Annotated in this window: 18 protein-coding genes, 1 pseudogene and 1 riboswitch; of the genes and pseudogenes, 4 read left to right on the top strand and 15 right to left on the bottom strand. The window is 37.1% G+C overall.

Annotated elements, in window-relative coordinates; genetic code table 11:
• Positions 1–20: 20 nt before the first annotated feature.
• The 4 genes from QP794_RS23525 to QP794_RS23510 all read right to left on the bottom strand — a co-directional run bounded on the left by QP794_RS23525 (position 21) and on the right by QP794_RS23510 (position 4,961).
• The gene (locus QP794_RS23525; RefSeq protein WP_285079370.1) at positions 21–416 is read right to left on the bottom strand and encodes a hypothetical protein; all 396 of its coding nucleotides are present in this window, start codon (positions 414–416) and stop codon (positions 21–23) included.
• 360 nt (positions 417–776) lie between these two features.
• Positions 777–1,601, bottom strand: a complete 825-nt coding sequence (locus tag QP794_RS23520) for an Rpn family recombination-promoting nuclease/putative transposase (protein WP_285079161.1) — start codon at positions 1,599–1,601, stop codon at positions 777–779.
• Positions 1,602–1,684: 83 nt separating this feature from the next.
• A complete protein-coding gene (locus QP794_RS23515) occupies positions 1,685–2,638 on the bottom strand; it encodes a tyrosine-type recombinase/integrase (protein WP_285079160.1) in 954 nt (317 codons plus the stop codon).
• Between the two features lie 559 nt (positions 2,639–3,197).
• Positions 3,198–4,961, bottom strand: a complete 1,764-nt coding sequence (locus tag QP794_RS23510; RefSeq protein WP_285079159.1) for a DUF4365 domain-containing protein — start codon at positions 4,959–4,961, stop codon at positions 3,198–3,200.
• 863 nt (positions 4,962–5,824) lie between these two features.
• Between QP794_RS23510 and QP794_RS23505 the strand changes: the two genes are divergently transcribed.
• Entirely contained in the window at positions 5,825–6,577 is a 753-nt protein-coding gene (locus QP794_RS23505; protein ID WP_285079157.1) for a hypothetical protein, read from the top strand.
• Positions 6,578–7,009: 432 nt separating this feature from the next.
• On the opposite strand, the gene QP794_RS23500 is transcribed toward QP794_RS23505, so the two are convergent.
• Together QP794_RS23500 and QP794_RS23495 are read right to left on the bottom strand one after the other, a co-directional pair.
• On the bottom strand, positions 7,010–7,477 hold the full coding sequence (locus QP794_RS23500; RefSeq protein ID WP_285079156.1) for a S16 family serine protease: 468 nt from the start codon (positions 7,475–7,477) through the stop codon (positions 7,010–7,012).
• Between the two features lie 58 nt (positions 7,478–7,535).
• A complete protein-coding gene (locus QP794_RS23495) occupies positions 7,536–8,024 on the bottom strand; it encodes a hypothetical protein (protein WP_285079155.1) in 489 nt (162 codons plus the stop codon).
• Between the two features lie 503 nt (positions 8,025–8,527).
• Here QP794_RS23495 and QP794_RS23490 point away from each other — a divergent pair.
• Positions 8,528–8,704: a hypothetical protein gene (locus QP794_RS23490; protein WP_285079154.1), complete on the top strand. Its 177-nt coding sequence runs from the start codon at positions 8,528–8,530 to the stop codon at positions 8,702–8,704.
• Positions 8,705–9,412: 708 nt separating this feature from the next.
• A complete protein-coding gene (locus QP794_RS23485) occupies positions 9,413–9,547 on the top strand; it encodes a hypothetical protein (RefSeq protein WP_285079153.1) in 135 nt (44 codons plus the stop codon).
• Positions 9,548–9,744: 197 nt separating this feature from the next.
• Here QP794_RS23485 and QP794_RS23480 read toward each other — a convergent pair whose 3' ends face one another.
• The 6 genes and pseudogenes from QP794_RS23480 to QP794_RS23465 form a co-directional block, all read right to left on the bottom strand.
• Positions 9,745–10,182 carry a hypothetical protein gene (locus QP794_RS23480; protein ID WP_285079152.1) on the bottom strand — a complete coding sequence of 146 codons (438 nt, stop codon included), beginning with the start codon at positions 10,180–10,182 and terminating at the stop codon, positions 9,745–9,747.
• Between the two features lie 235 nt (positions 10,183–10,417).
• Positions 10,418–10,552: pseudogene (locus QP794_RS33375) on the bottom strand (stalk domain-containing protein); the annotation flags it as partial.
• Between the two features lie 18 nt (positions 10,553–10,570).
• Positions 10,571–10,822, bottom strand: a complete 252-nt coding sequence (locus tag QP794_RS33370; RefSeq protein WP_483311946.1) for a copper amine oxidase N-terminal domain-containing protein — start codon at positions 10,820–10,822, stop codon at positions 10,571–10,573.
• Between the two features lie 125 nt (positions 10,823–10,947).
• Positions 10,948–11,208: a leucine-rich repeat domain-containing protein gene (locus QP794_RS33220; RefSeq protein WP_350338896.1), complete on the bottom strand. Its 261-nt coding sequence runs from the start codon at positions 11,206–11,208 to the stop codon at positions 10,948–10,950.
• Positions 11,189–11,962 (bottom strand): helix-turn-helix domain-containing protein, encoded by a 774-nt coding sequence (locus QP794_RS23470; protein ID WP_285079151.1) that lies wholly within the window; start codon positions 11,960–11,962, stop codon positions 11,189–11,191. The genes QP794_RS33220 and QP794_RS23470 overlap by 20 nt, the downstream gene beginning before the upstream one ends.
• Positions 11,963–12,250: 288 nt before the next feature.
• Positions 12,251–13,015, bottom strand: coding sequence for a LytR/AlgR family response regulator transcription factor (locus QP794_RS23465; protein WP_285079150.1), 765 nt, complete (start codon positions 13,013–13,015; stop codon positions 12,251–12,253).
• Positions 13,016–13,193: 178 nt separating this feature from the next.
• On the opposite strand from QP794_RS23465, the gene QP794_RS23460 reads away from it, so the two are divergent.
• On the top strand, positions 13,194–13,424 hold the full coding sequence (locus QP794_RS23460) for a hypothetical protein (RefSeq protein ID WP_285079149.1): 231 nt from the start codon (positions 13,194–13,196) through the stop codon (positions 13,422–13,424).
• A 107-nt stretch (positions 13,425–13,531) separates the two neighbouring features.
• Positions 13,532–13,626: riboswitch (cyclic di-GMP riboswitch) on the bottom strand.
• 67 nt (positions 13,627–13,693) lie between these two features.
• Here QP794_RS23460 and QP794_RS23455 read toward each other — a convergent pair.
• The 3 genes from QP794_RS23455 to QP794_RS23445 all read right to left on the bottom strand — a co-directional run bounded on the left by QP794_RS23455 (position 13,694) and on the right by QP794_RS23445 (position 15,743).
• Positions 13,694–14,140 (bottom strand): hypothetical protein, encoded by a 447-nt coding sequence (locus QP794_RS23455; RefSeq protein WP_285079148.1) that lies wholly within the window; start codon positions 14,138–14,140, stop codon positions 13,694–13,696.
• A 90-nt stretch (positions 14,141–14,230) separates the two neighbouring features.
• On the bottom strand, positions 14,231–15,211 hold the full coding sequence (locus QP794_RS23450; protein WP_285079146.1) for a site-specific integrase: 981 nt from the start codon (positions 15,209–15,211) through the stop codon (positions 14,231–14,233).
• Positions 15,212–15,236: 25 nt separating this feature from the next.
• Positions 15,237–15,743 (bottom strand): hypothetical protein, encoded by a 507-nt coding sequence (locus QP794_RS23445; protein WP_285079144.1) that lies wholly within the window; start codon positions 15,741–15,743, stop codon positions 15,237–15,239.
• Between the last annotated feature and the right edge of the window lie 119 nt (positions 15,744–15,862).

Here is a 15,862-nt window from a genome sequence, read left to right as displayed (position 1 = left end):
CAGCGACTTAAAAAAAGGGCTTATCTTTTCAATTGAATAATTTCCTGTTCAGTCAATCCAGTTGCATTGGCGATCGTTGGTATATCCAAATTCAAATCCAACATATTTTTGGCCACTTCAGTGATACCCGCTTTTCGAGCTCCTTCGAGCATTGACGCTTCATCATGCAAATATTTCTGACGCGCTTCATACAAGCGATGCGCTTCGGAATCCTGGCTCAAAAATTGTAAGGTATTCAAGGCCTTCTTCTCTAATCTTGGTTCATTCATCTTCAGCACCTCCCAGTCGAGCGGATCATCCTTATCGGTGTAAGGATTCATCAGGATAATCTCTGTAAGTGGTGGATCTCCAGCTTCAGTAAGGACTCGATTTAGAAATGCCAGTAATACGTCTTTATTATTCTCACTGCCAAAAATACGTTTCTAGACAAAATCTACTCTGGGATCAAGCAATTCCATAAAAGCAAATCCATTCTCTATACACTCCCATTATACCAAAAATCTAAGCATTCAAAGCAATTTCATAAGGGCATCAACCTCTTTATGTCTGATTAGCAAAAGTTTTGTATACTAGACCTTATTTTAATCCCACTAACCTGCCCGTTAGTTGAATGAATTAACAGGTAAAATAACGAGTAGGTATACGCATATTCGGCAATAGGAATACGTTCATGTCCAGTGCGGTAATCGTTACAAGTTCTTGTCCCGAGCCAAGGACAAGAACTTGTTAACGATAAAATAAAAAAGCCGCTAATTTAGCGACTTATAAAAGAAGGCTTATCTTTTCAATTGAATGATCTCCTGTTCAGTTAGCCCAGTTGCCTTAGCAATCGTAGATATATCCAAATTCAAATCCAGCATATTTTTGGCCACTTCTGTGATACCCGATTTGATACCCGCTTTTCGAGCTCCTTCGAGCATCGACGCTTCATCATGCAAATATTTCTGACGCGCTTCGTACAAGCGACGCGCTTCGGAATCCTGGCTCAAAAATTGCAAGGTATCCATAGCCTTCTCTAATCCTGGTTCATTCATCTTCAGCACCTCCCAATGTGTAGTATCCACACCCTTAAGAAACAACAACCAGTTCTCAAGACCACCTTGTGACGGAATAACGTCATCTAACTTAGGTAATTCCAGAAAATGTATTTCGATATCGTCAATTAGGGTTAAACCTGTCCGGTCTTCTCTAAGATGAAATGTGCTATGGTAATCATCATTAGCTAAAAAAGCATAGTTCAGGATATTAATTGTGACGCATTTTTTCAACTCCTGGTACTTCTCTCCCTCATGAAGTTGACTGGAATATCGTTTACTCCAATAAAATAACGTTCTTTTCTCAATGTCGTACTTATTAAATAGCTGCATTTCAATATCAATCAGTTTTCCCTCTGAGGTTTTAGCATAAACATCAAAGATCGATTGCTTATCGAGCGGGTCATCTTTGTCCGTGTAAGGATTCATCAGGATGATCTCTGTAAGTGGTGGATCTCCTGCTTCAGTAAGGACTCGATTCAGAAATGCCAGTAATACGTCTTTATTATTTTCACTGCCAAAGATACGTTTGAAGACAAAATCTACTCTAGGATCAAGCAATTCCATAACAGCAACTCCGTTCTATATACACTTCCATTATACCAAAAATCAAAGCGTTCAAGGCGAATTTCGTGCAGGCATCGACCTATTTATGCCTGGCCAGCATAAGGGTTGTATTCGCCAATTGCGTTCAAAGGGATATTTACGGTTGCCATAGCTCTTTTCTTTTGATAATCATTAACGTGCGTATAAATCATGGTTGTTTCAATCGAAGAAGAATGCCCCATCAGTTCCTTCACAACGCGTATGTCTACATCATTTTTCAGTAACATGGTAGCAAAAGAGTGCCTTAATTTATGGCATGAAAGTTTCATATCATTAACATTTGGATTGCCTTTCTTGAATGCTTCAAATGTGAGATTGACGATTTTCTGTATCTGCCTAATGGATAGTCTGCGTCCTTTTTGAGATACAAAGAACGCTTCTTCCTGAAGTCTGTAAGGAGAAATCCTCTCCTTTTCTACCTCCAGTAGATAGTTCAGTAATACGTCTGGTACAGGTATCTCATTCCACTTTCGACCTTTCCCAAACACTTCAATCGTTCCTCTAGTTTTTTTCAAATCCTTTAGATTCAACCTGTGAACTTCCCCTACTCGCAGTCCACAATAGGCCATAAGTAAAAATATTGCAATATTCCTGTTCTTATAGCGTCCCTCAATATATTTAAGGCTCTCGGATAGATCCTCTTCCTCCAGGTAGATGGGTTTCTTATTTTTTTCAGTTTTAGACTTTTTCACTTCAGCAGCCGGATTTTTTGATGCAAGTTCAAAATCAATCAGAGCCATATAGAATGTTCGAATGGCAGAAAGAGATCGATTACGTGTTTTATCACCAGCAGAACCCTGCTTGTCACTTAAAAACTCCATAATGTGCAATTTCCCTGCATCTTGGGGTAACGATCCATTTAACGAGTCTAAAAAGATCAGGCTTTCTCTCATATACTCTTTCTGAGTTGATGCCGTATATCCGGATTGTTTTAGATAAATTCGAAAAGCCCGAATTTGTTCGCTATACAAATCCTCGAGTTCATATCGGTTACGCATTTCGCTCACTCCGGTCTCGTTTAAACACTAATTTAGATGAGAATTTTCGTTGAACAATTTCAAAAAAATAGTACATCTATTTAATACTCTTAATTGAAATAAAAGGCTATTTTCAAGAGGGAAGTTCGCCTATAATGAGTCTACTTTATACATTAAAATCAATTTAAAATAAAAGTGCGTCAAATTCATATTTGGCGCTATTATTATAGCACATAAATTCCTCCATTAGAGTTCATACATCTATACTATCATTTTGATTTACGCACATACCTAAAAATTTCCACTTAAAAAGGCAACCTATTACATTGGTCAGCTGCCTTCTTTTATTATTATACTATGGTTCCCAAATTCATTCCAAAAAGGAGTTGCAGTTCCAGGGGGAAACGATTCGATATCTTTGTTTGTACAAAAATCCCCGACGGTTGCCGGGGATTACCTTCGCTTATCGTTCTCAAATTGTTTAAATTGGTGCACATTCCTTACAGGAAACCCACTTCTGTTCATCTCATCCTGGCGTACAAACAGTGCAGATACTGATCTGTCTACCATTTGAAGCAACTTATTGAGATGAGTTTCTGTTGTGCAAATGTTTTTCCTTTTCCATCAGCTTATAAATGGGGTACTCTTTAAACATAGATTGTTCTTCAGGAGTTAACTGTTCAAATAAAAATTGAATTTCAAAATAATTCTCGAGAAGGATGTTTATTCCTATTGTAATAGGATAATTATCATTTTTAATACTTCTAAGTCTCATTTTCATTAATGTTTCTTTTTCTCTATCCGAAAGCTTATCTCCTTTCCACTTTTTTATCTGGTACTTGTTAATAAGCATGACATCGTCCGACTCCATATCGGTTCCGATTGTTTTGTCATAAATATAAAGCGCTAATTCCAGAAGTTCATTATTATTTGATAATATATATGCACTAATACATCGTAAACAAAACATATTAGTAAGTTCACTGGTTGTACTGTCTTTAAAAGGATCGAAGAACTCAAAGGATCGTTTTATTTCGCTTACATTCAGATTAAGCGCAGTTGCTAAATTCACTTCATCTAATAACATATACGGACTGTGTTTATATCTAATGTCTGGATCATCCTGTATTGCAATACTAATATAAGATATATCAGGACTGAATGCATTGGTCACTTCATTACTTTCAGCTTTTCTTTTTAAAAATAGTACAGAATGTTGTTTCCCGATTCGGTATACTGTTAAACCACGATCCAGATTTACTTTAATTCCTTCATATTTCTTGTACAAGACTATATTAATCAAACCTTTTATCTGAGTCAGTAGGTTCTCATCATCCTTTATAGACACTTCAGGACTTATATTTAAGATTTTAAAAGTCTCTAGTAGTTCGTTCATTATTTTCTCATAGTCTTCGAGTTCTGCAACGGTTTCTGAGCTTTGCGGAAGCATTAGATATTGTTCATCTAAAAAATCGATTCTCTCCCCTAAAAAAAGACTCTTAAGAAACGGAATTAACTTTAACTGCACAGATAAAGAGCAAAAATTTAAGTATTTATAGGTAATTGCTTTTTTGGACTCACTTACAATCACTTGAATTGCATTCTCAATGGTGAGTATCGTTGCAGACTTTTGAATGGTAATCTCCGTATACAAGCGATGTAAGGTTTTGAAAGAAATTCTGTAGTCAATGTAACCTTCAGAACCAATTTCCTCAACCTTTGCCAATGTAAGTGGAAAATGTGCATTATTCTTCACTCCATAGATATTAAATTCATCATCAAATGGATTATCATTGCGAAGTATTGGAGTAATCTTAAACTCTTGAAATTCAGTAATTGCAAAAGGTTTGTTAATTACCAGCTCATATGGCTGAAGTTTTTGTTCCTCTAGGAACCTAAAACAAACATCATATAATGAGTTTAAGGGTTGAAGTTTAATGACCCTTGATTTTTTAGTACCGTGTCCTTGAATTAAATCATCTAACTCCATTAAATGAAGAGATTTATAGAATAATTTAGATGAACCATCGGCCTTAACTTGTCCGACAATAAGTAACACACCACTATTTATAAGATAATTTCTATAGTCGTCCATTTCAAAACTAAACGTTATCAATCCTTTGTCGAACTCATCCACTTCAGTGGATTTCACTTGTACATCGACTTTTCCTAAATACGATTCTTTTCGTTCAGTCCCATCAGACAAAACATTGATATGGCCATCGAAAGAAATACCTTTATCTCCAACTGGAATTTCTGGTGTTAAGAAAGATCCTGGTTTATTAGCTAAGTGATTGATAGCGTCAACTATGATTCTCTCTTTTTTTGCATTTGACAGGAACATTCAAGTTCACCACTTCCAGTAGATTTGATCTCCTTATTATACCATGTTTGTGCTTTTTTATAATTCATGAAAATCTCAATGTATCCTTGTCCATATAAATCCACGCCTTCATTCTGCCCTCTGTCTCCAGTTAACCTCTATAATCTAAGAATTTAATATCTTTGATGCTATCAAATCGAATGGGCCCTTCTTCCCCATTTCTCTTGATTACTAAATGGATGCATCGGTATTCTCTTGCGATTTCATAATCAATCAAATCGTAATATCCTGACCATCTTCGCAACCAACGTGTTCATTGGTAGTGCCTATTTCAATGCTTCCGTTCTTTGTAGCCTCAAGATGCTTCGCCAAGTAATTTTAATACGGAGCAAGAGCCTCTTATTGTTCTGGTCTCCTTAGTTAAGCTTGGCGCTCGTCTTCAATCGATTGATAATTCAAAGCTACGATAGTTATCTTGAAGTCAGAGATTTTGGTCTATACGTTGATTTTCGGAATAGCTGTGTTCCTCCTTGTACCTTAATAATGATGAAACCAAGTGTTATGATTGGCGTATTACTCATCGTCGACATATCGATATGTCGACATATTAGCATGGATTTATTGGACGGATTTTCTTGAGCGAATTGCTTATCCGTTGTCGTCTCGGCGATATAATGAAAGAACGCGGTTTAACGAACAAGGAGGCTACAGACTTAACTAGCGTAAGCCGTAACACGATCACTTCACTGTCGGAAACGCGACCAAACGTATCGACTATGACATAATGGGCGCATTGTGCCGTGGACTCGGGTTAGCACCTGGAGATTTACTTGAGTACGTACCTAATAATGTTTACCAATAAAAAATGAAAGGAGGATGAATTGATGCCTTTTGATTTTATACAATATTATGTAATTGCAACAAACATCAGATTGCATGAAGAAGTATCATCCTTGCCTCCCAACTCTTTGGTAAAAGAAATTAGACTCTCACCTAAAGACAACGAAGACATTAAACAAGCTAACACTACAATCTTGGTCAAATGTCTTTTTGATTCAATTTCTAACCAAGCAGTTGCGGAATTCGAGGCTATCAAAGCTATTAGTCTACTATTTGGTAAACTATCATACACACATACCAATGCTATTTTTAGCGAGCCGTTTTTTTCTTACATGTATTCCAGGGGCCAAATCAGTACTTCATCAGACCTGTATTCAACTCTAACGGTTAGGGCAAAATTGAACATAAGATCAATCGAAAACATCACATTGGATGAAAATCATATTCTTTTGTATAGATTAGCTCATTCTATAAATAACGACTCATTAAGGTTAACAATTCTATATGGACTTTTCCAGGAATTAGTGAGCAAGAGATTATCAGTTCCTGGCCGTATACACGGACAACCAACAGTGGATAAAATTATTTTTTATTGGCAAAATCAAATAAACATCCCAACTATTTGGAAAAAATCTTCAAAGAATGAAACAAAGCCTGAAACAATTTATACCTGGCTTAGGAACCAAATAGGCCATTCACAAGCAGAGAGTTACAAACACAATATCCATTCACAGATTAGTCATCACATTAATGAATTTGTATCCCTTGTAAGCATTGGAAAATCACTTGTCCATTGATCAAGAATTTTTTGAGACTGTTGATTCATTCTACCGATCAAACGAGGAACAAATTCTAACTTCTATTCAGGATCACTAAACCATTTCTCGTATAGACAGTTAGTGAGTCAAATTTGTTTATTTATGTGTGGATTCGACCAATCATAAACCTTGTCCACGAAGAAGGCTGCTAATGATGCAGCTCTTTCTTTTTTGTATGGTATTGCCGTGAAATTAGCGCATGAGGGCTTTGCTAAGGGAAAAGTACTCGACCGGCTTATCGCACTATAAGTACGAGGATTAGACGGAGATTCTACGGTATGTAACGATGTCGGCATTATCGGACTTAGTGTATGTCAGGATGTCGTCCATTTTGACCACCACCATAGACAAAAAGTCCGACAACGCAAAAGAACCGCTATCCCTGCGTGAGAATTGCGGTCAAATGCTTCTTTACTTCCAATATGCCTCAATATCACCAAGCTTCTGAATTGGGACGATATCAATATTACTCTTCATAAGACTTTTCATTTCTATGGCCTCTGAATAATTTACTCCCTTTGGGACAAACATTACCGGAACTGAATTTTTTATGGCCAAATATGTTTTAGCTTTTACTCCTCCGACACTTGATATATTCCCCTCAACATTGATAGCTCCAGTAATACTAAATTCCCCATGTTCATTAGGTATTTCCTTTTTTTTAAGCATAACTTCGTAGGCTGTAGCGGCACCACCTGAATCACCTTCAATATTGGCCAGGTCAAACCTCATTAAGTCGCTAAACTTCCATAATTCGTTTATGTTATAGTGCGCGTTAACTGTAACACCATAAAGCGTAGTATCCCGAACAACAATTTTCCCATCATAAGACCTCGATTTAATTTGGTGAAGAGCCTTAGAAGCCAGTATTTCCTCCATTTTTTCAAGTGTAGGAGGATTGCCGTCTATTGCTACAATAGTTGAACTTAATAGATCTTCATTTTTTTTTCGAAGGAACTATAGCAATTTCAAATTCATATCCGTATTCAACTGGACGGCCCGCTTCATTGCTTCCTGCTATGTATGCCGGTAATGCAACATATAGTAGACTTTCTCTTTGTTCTTCTGTATCAGGAAATGCCAACATCCCAGGTGAGTCTTTTGGGGGATTGGAAGGTATGTCCTGTTGTTTTGGTTGTTCAAACTCCTGAAGTAAACCCCCATACTTCATTTTGAGTATAAGATAATCATACAATCGACTTACTCTTTTCTCATACAAGCTAGGGATATAAATAGAGTCTTGAAATTGATAACGAAATAGTTCTTGTGCTGGGGCAAGACTGGATGGGAGATCGTAGGTTCTCAATTCGATTGGTTTCAGCATAATGACCAGCACCACAAGCAAAGTAGCAATAAAACTTACAAAAATACGTATAGTTATTTTTCGAGTCAATTTATCAATTGTTTTTACCACTTCACTATTCATAATTTTGCTCCCATTTTTATAATTTCGATAATAATGTACGAAGTTGATCACTACGTCCAAACAGATCGACTTCCCCTGCAACTTCTAGAGATCTTTAACACGTTTTTTAACACATCTTCTCACTATTTAGCGAAGACAACGAACGACAACATCCCCCTCCCAATTCGGAAATCACCTTACCCTTTACTTTAGGTTACTTAAACTATATACTTCATGTAACATAAAGTAAAGGAATGATTTAACATATGAATTGCATGAACTGTGGAAGCGCAAATGACACAACTGATTTTTTGGCGAATGGAGAGAAAATGATTTTATGTGTTAATTGTCGGTACGATCTCGCTTCCGGTAAACTGAAGCTTCCCTTTAAAACCATGGGCAGGCCATCCTTAGGTATCACCAAAAAGGTTTCTCTTACTCTCCCCGAAAAAATGTGGGAACACGTGGATCACAAGGCTAACGGAAATCGATCCGATTACCTACGATCTCTTGTAGACCGGGACATGTCAGAAGAAAACAAATGGACCAATCAATCTTGCTTAGGCTATACCATAGCAGCTGCTACACAGCTCGGTTTTAGCCCGGAACAGATTGAACTGCTTATCGGGGCCATGTATGATCAGCTGGATACCCTCACAGTTACTGAAGCTCGGGAGATTCATAATAAGTTTCAGCACTAATCGGTGAACTTTCACTTCAGAGCTTCTATAACTCTGTATTCAATTAGATGTGAAAGACTACTTCGATTTCGGAGTGGTCTGTTTGTGCTGTTTTTGTTGAGCTGTGGAAAATTTCTTTCCCTTTGTCACACATAAAGTCTTTTCGCTCCATACCATTCCTGAGAACACGAATATGGCCATCTCAGCTTGAAGTGCAAAACCCAGAAAATAAACACTACTTGATGTGATGATTTGCACATCCGATTTTTTATTGCAGACAGATTGATCTGTACCGCATGCTGAACCTATCCAGAAGTAATGGTTATACGGACACTTCTTCTATATCACAAACAGACTCTCACTTACATATTTGATTATTGAATCTGATGAAAATCATAAACTTTTACTTAAAAAGCAAAACCCTGAATTCATATTTTGGATACTTATGTGGTTCTGAGACATTTGAATTTTGAGGATCATGTGTGGAGGACATAAGAAAAATCCATAAGAGAATTGTAAAAATTTTCAACATGGGTCTTTAAGGGGCAGGACATAAACGAATCAATTCTGGAGATGAACTCGATTTAGGGATACTGCAGCAGAGATGAACTACTATACATGAGATAAAAATACTTTGAGGTTCTTCATACAAAAGCTATTTATCTCAGTCCAAAAATGTCATAAAGCAATAACTACGATCCGGATTATACAAAAAAGGAGGAGCAACCCATGGAACTCATTCACTCTCTTACAGAGCTAATTATCCACGGTAAAGATTTTTTGGAACAAGCCAATGAACTGACCAATAATGTGGGCTTTATCATTCTAGCTTTAAATGGCATCACCGGCAACAAAGAAAAGTAATAATAATAAAAATGCCAATGAGGACTACAACGGCTACAGTACCACAGTACCTAGTGGTCCTCATTGCCATTATAGTAGAAGAGAAGACACTGAAATAACAGACTATTACCATTTTTTACTTTTAATTTATATTCACATCTTATTTTAGACACTAAAACTGCGCTAATCTGCCCGTTAGTTTAACAACTTATGGTGGTTTATTTTTTTACTACATTCATGACGACAAATCCTAAATCGTAACTGTGGCGGAAAGTTATTTGATATTTTTCTACTTTCTTGTCTACCTCATTGTTAATAACCTTGTGAACACTTGCTATTACATCCAATACATAAAAACCACCATCTACCGTTCTCATATTCGCCACTTGAAACGGGTCAATGCTATAAACATTTTCTTTCCCTGTCTTTAAGTATTGTTTTTCTTGGAGCGCAAATAGTGTCTTCCTTTGTAATTCAGTCGTTAACATACGCTCCAATTGTTCTTCTCTAGTTTGTGGGAATCTCCATAATGCAACCCATTCAATGGAATCCTTACCTTTAGTCGCTTCATCATGTGGATGAGCTGCACTTACTGACGGAATGGATAATATAGCCCCAATAGAAAGGACTAGAATAGACATCAAAATTTTTCTCATACAATCACCTCACCATGATTATTCCTCATATGGATGAGTTTTATGTATAAAGGAGTTGTTCTGTTAAACTGCCCGTTAGTTGAACAAAAGCAGCCGATCATATTGATCAGCTGCTTTCTTAGTTTTAACGCTATCGTTTCCCGTTAATGTAATGACGGTCTAATTTTACTCTTGTTTTGAAGCATGGTCATTGCGTCCTTATCTTCAAAATTATTTTGTAATTTCATTATGCAATTTAATTTTTGAAAATTACGACCATATGCTTGCTTCCCATATATTCGACGGATGTATTTAACTGCTCCGCCACAAAACGAACAGGAACGAACGCACTGCCGTTCTTCAGAAGTAAAGGAGCATCTTGCATCACCGTTTGCTGGTTTACTTTTACCTACCTGTTCCCTACAACCCAACGAATCGTTTTACCATCCTTCTGAATCGTTACCTCTTTGGTACTCTGGTTCCAATTCACGGCTGCCCCAAGCTTCTCGGAGATGAAACGGATTGGCACATAGGTACGTCCTGTCTGAATAAATGGCGCTGCGGTAATACGATAAGCACTGTCTCCCACATAAGCTATCGTGCTGCCAATCACCAAGCGCTGTGTCTTACGCTGACCGCTAGGCAACTCATTTCCTGCCATTTTCACAAATAATTTATATGTTTTCGATCCCTTGGTTACATCTAAATAGTTATTTTGCAGTGCAAGTGGTTCAATGAATGCACCCGTATCATAATACGGTAAAAAACCACGTTGTTGGAGCGGCTCTAAATCCCAGATTCGATTTTTTTCAGATAGAGGTAAGACAATCTTTGAAGATTTCTCAACGGCTCCAAATCATAGATCTGGTTAGATGATAAATCCAGAGAAAGTAAGTTAGTTAATTTAGATAACGCAGCAAGATCTTTGATGTTATTATTCGCAGCATCGAGTCTCCAAAGATTAACCAATCCTGCTAGCGGCTTTAGATCTGTAATCTTGTTAGAACTTATGGACAACGTATTCAGATTAACAAGTCCCTCTAACATTGGCATATAGTATATATCCAAACAAAGGCTTTTGCGGTTCTGTAAACTGCTTATTTTTTTTGATCCGGAGGTGTTTTTGTTCATATAAATAGGACGAGAGACGTTTCATTTCTCCCACCAGATATTTCGCTTTCTCCCAGCGTCGTAAAGATAAATAGAGATTTGCAAGGTCTTTAAATGCATCAAGTTGCTCAGATTCATTTAAACGTGCGATGAAGGGCTCAAACTGTATGGCACACTCAAGATTGTTGTCCTGATCATCACTTAACATTAATTTGAATATTCTGTACTGAGCAATCGCCAATCGTTCGGAATGTTGATATCTCTCAGCATCAGCTACTTTCTGAAAGAGAAAAATAGCAGCCTCCTTATTTTCCAGCGACTCAGCTACCTCAAACAACAAGGGGATATATTGTTGTTTCTCCATAATAAATCCGATAATGCGTTCAATACAGCTTAGCTTCCCCAATTCTGAACACCTTATGAGAAATGGTTTCAATCTTCTCCAATCTGTAGATTCGTCAATAATCAGTTCATCTACGTATTGTTCATACAACTCACCAGGATTGAGCCCCATTATAACAGAGACCTTATCAAGGATCTTTACAGATATTGTCTGTGATCCGCTCATAATACGACTAAAAGCTCCAGAGTTGATCCCTGCTTTTTCAGCCAAGTGAGAAGGTAATAGATTGTTTCTCGTTATGTATTTCAACAATTCTGTAAGAATAGTACTTTGCTTCTCTCCTCCCAAATTTGACACCACCTTTCCACCAGATTTCTATCATTAAGTTGCTTCAAAAGATGTTAATGACCTTGTCTTATCATCATTTGAAATTAAAACCAATTTTTATAGGTATAACTCTATATAAGTAAAATTTTATGGAGAAATTTAGCATTGGTCAATAGATTTTTCTGCAATATTTTATTTTTCTAAATTTTTGACCGAACTCGGTATAGTTATGAAACTTTATTCCAGTAAATCATCCTGACAACGAAAAAAATCAGCTCATTATGAACTGATCCATACTACATAATTCTATTAATTACTATTGGCCAGGACTGCTGAAGCTTCATCAAATTGCTTACGATTTCTTCGAGGAAGCTCGATTTCAAGTCCGTTTGTTAACTCAATGATATAGTTTCCATGAGTGCTTGCACTAGCATAAACACGATCAACAAAATTTAGATTTATAATGCTAGATTGGTTAGGCATCATTAATACCTTTGATGGTTGAGCTGCTATCGATTTCAATGAACTGGTTGTAAAAAAACCTTTCCCTTCTCCCTCAACATGCACGAAGGAGCGATGTTCTCCTTTCAATTTTTCAATTGCAATTATATTGTGTTCATTAAAAAGAACTGTTTTGTAACCTGATTTCAAGCGAATAAGGTGCCCTTGCGTTGAATAATGTATCTGCAAGTCGCGATCACGAGCTTCACGAACAGTATTTATTTTTTCATTGAATTCTTTCTGATTTACTGGCTTTGTCAGGAAAGTCGAACATTTCAATCGTACCGCATCAAGCATAAGGTCTCTAGTTAAATTATCCGAAACCAAAATCATATATGGTTTTAGGTCACGGTCTAAAATTCTTTCATAAGCAAGTAATCCAGAAGTTCCATTCAGATGATCATTTATGATGATGATATCTGGTTGATAGCGTGAACAATCGTCAATAAGCCAGTCCCCTGACGCAACGGTTGTTAGTACATTTATCCCAGCATCCTTCGCAAATCCCATCAATATATCCCTGTCTATACTACTATCATCCGCGATGATAGCAGTTAAAATATTTTCTGACAATGAGTTTTCCCTCCTAATTTTTCCGTTTTCGCCCCTTTTCGACAACTTTCTCTCCATATAAGAACTATTTCAGTCCATTTGCGCCTCATGATACTAATGACCCATATGTAAGGTATAATCGTACTATAAGTAGTACGAAGTTAACGCAAAGAAACACATCATACACGGAGGTTTTAGCATGAAAAGAGATATTATGCTTTTAGTAGAAGAAGACGCAGCAACCAACAACGTTAGTGTATACTCACCCGATTATAGATTGGGTGCAGTTGGTGATACAGAACAAGAGGCAATCGCTTGCATTATGGATCTTATAGACATTGAAATCACAAAATCTCAAGCTACAAAAAAGTATTCATCCAAATGGGTATCCGTTCCCATGGAACAGTCTCCTCCTTTAACAGCCGTCTAAGACAAACGTAAGCCTTTCGCCTAAATGGTGCTAGAGCTGATTACATAAAAAAAGGGGGGTCCTTTTATAGGAGCCCCCTTACCGTTTGATTATTGATTTTTATCATCAGCGGTAACCAGGCTGCCATAGTTCAATGATTTGAAAGAACATTAGGCCCTCAGCTTTGCGTCCCTGCTTTTCAGCAAGTTTGCCTTTTTCATATATTATCTACAACAACTTAAATTCAATATAGTTGCTTACCTAAAAATATATGTACATTATAATACATTTTATCGATTACTAGTTATCCACGCTTCACCAAAAATAGTTTGAACCCTACTTCTACCTCGATCTGGAACTAATTCCTCCTGACAGTACTTACAATTTATCACGTCTAGATCTCGGGATAATGTCGCAACATATACCGCTTTGCATTTACAAAAGATCTTATACACTTCTTTGCTATATCCACGATCATAACCTTCGCTACGAACCTGAGTCCGCTGTTCAAATTGATCAGCACCTCTACTCATTTTCTCTATATTCTCAAATGAAAAGTCTGCAACAAGGCGTGGATTTAGCCCCAAGATCAATTCTCCCTCTGTGTTAACGAAAACTGATGAGCTACGGTAGCATTCAAGCCAATCTAATTGTTGTTGCCTCGTTAACTTCATGTTTCCTTTCACGCCACTATTTAATGTGTAGGTCATATTAACGGTAAACGTTTTCGATGACATGTTTCCTCCTTCTTGTTTTACAGAACGGTTTTTGCCAATTATCTAAATTACAGTATAAATTAAATTCTATTGTAAGGAAATAACTGAGTACTACAAACCGATGTTGGTTGCAGCATTCTCAGTAAAAATGGACCCCATACGAATGTACTTACGTAACATAGCGTCTGATGTATGGCGTGTTTGATCTTTAATAGCTCTTTCACTTTTACCAAGCATAGCAGCAGTAGTAGCAAAGCCTGAACGTAAACTATGTCCAGAATAATCAAAATCATCAAGACCAATAGCACTCGCGTATTTTTTGATAATTAAAGCAACGCCTTTTGTAGAGAGCCTACTCTCAGATACTTGACTATGCTTATTTACGGAGCGGAAGATAGGCCCTTTTATAATATTTGCTTGATTAATCCAATTCAAATAGGCACGAACCGGACATGTAGCAGCATTATTACCATATGGTATGCCGATAGTCTGACCTTTTCCTTCCTGGTCCGTTTTTGATTTTTTTATGCGCACAATTAATCCTTCTGGCGTAACACTCATATCTTCTACGTCTAGGTTGGTGAGTTCAGACCGCCTGAAAGCTCCACTAAACCCCATCAACAACAGTGCTTTATCTCTGTAGCCAATCATTTTTCCGTTTGGAACCTGTAGTAGCATTTCCTTCAGGAGGGTTATCGTTATTGGCTTCTTTCCATTCTCTGCTGATCCATGCATTTTCCGTATTCCGGACCACACTGTTTTCACATAAATCGTATTAGGTGATGGATACTCTTTCAATTGATGTGCTTGAGAAATAGAAGTCATTCTTCTTTTAATCGTACTTACTTTAAAACCAGATGCAGCCAAATCAGTTAGATACATCACATATGCTTCATCAGTAGTTGGGAGAAAAGGTAAACCATGATACTCACACCACTTTCTAAAGTGATTAAAATCACTGTTGTAAGCAACTGATGTATTTTCCGATTTTGACATTGCCATGTATTGCCGGCTTTGATCAAGAAGGGCATCCAGCTTAGTCTTAAGCATATCCAATTCATAAATACCATTGTCCAATGGTTTTGGTTTCATACATACCCTCCCTTAACCATAATATTTAGCTATCACGAAAGTATAATGTCATCAAATAATCGTTCAACTCTTGCTCATAATAAGTAATTTCGGCAGCTACTTGTTCTATGTCTCCCATCGGTAACAAACGAACTTTTCCTTTTAAATCATCGAGTTTTTGACGAGTTTCTTCTATTATAATGTATTCTTCTTTAGAAATTTTCTCTTCTGCTAGATAAGCAGTTACTGAAGCATGAATACTAGGGATATTCAGTTCCCTACTTACTACAGCACGGTGATTACCTCCCGAATGAACAACATACTTCCCATTAGGAAACATTTGAAGTTGCACTCCCTGCGGAGCAGGATCATTCCAGCCCATTTCCTGGACTTTAGATAGCAGATCTTCCAACTGCGATTCTACGGGTACCCGGGATAAGCCAATAATTAAGCTAGGGTCTACTTCTTGTAATCCCAATTCTATAGACAGATACTTATTATTCGATTCAAATTCCTGTATGAGCACATCAGAATCAGCATAATCTCGAAACAAATTTGCCCCCCTAAGTTCGATTTAAACAATAAAGAACAGTTAGAGTTTTTGTTAGTTTACATAATTATAAATATGTTTCTTAATTATTGTAAGTTCCGATACTCTTCAATTATCGGAAC

The sequence above is a fragment of the Paenibacillus sp. UMB7766-LJ446 genome (genome assembly GCF_030226665.1).
Taxonomy (GTDB): domain Bacteria; phylum Bacillota; class Bacilli; order Paenibacillales; family Paenibacillaceae; genus Paenibacillus; species Paenibacillus vandeheii.
This window is presented reverse-complemented; position numbering and strand designations above follow the sequence as displayed.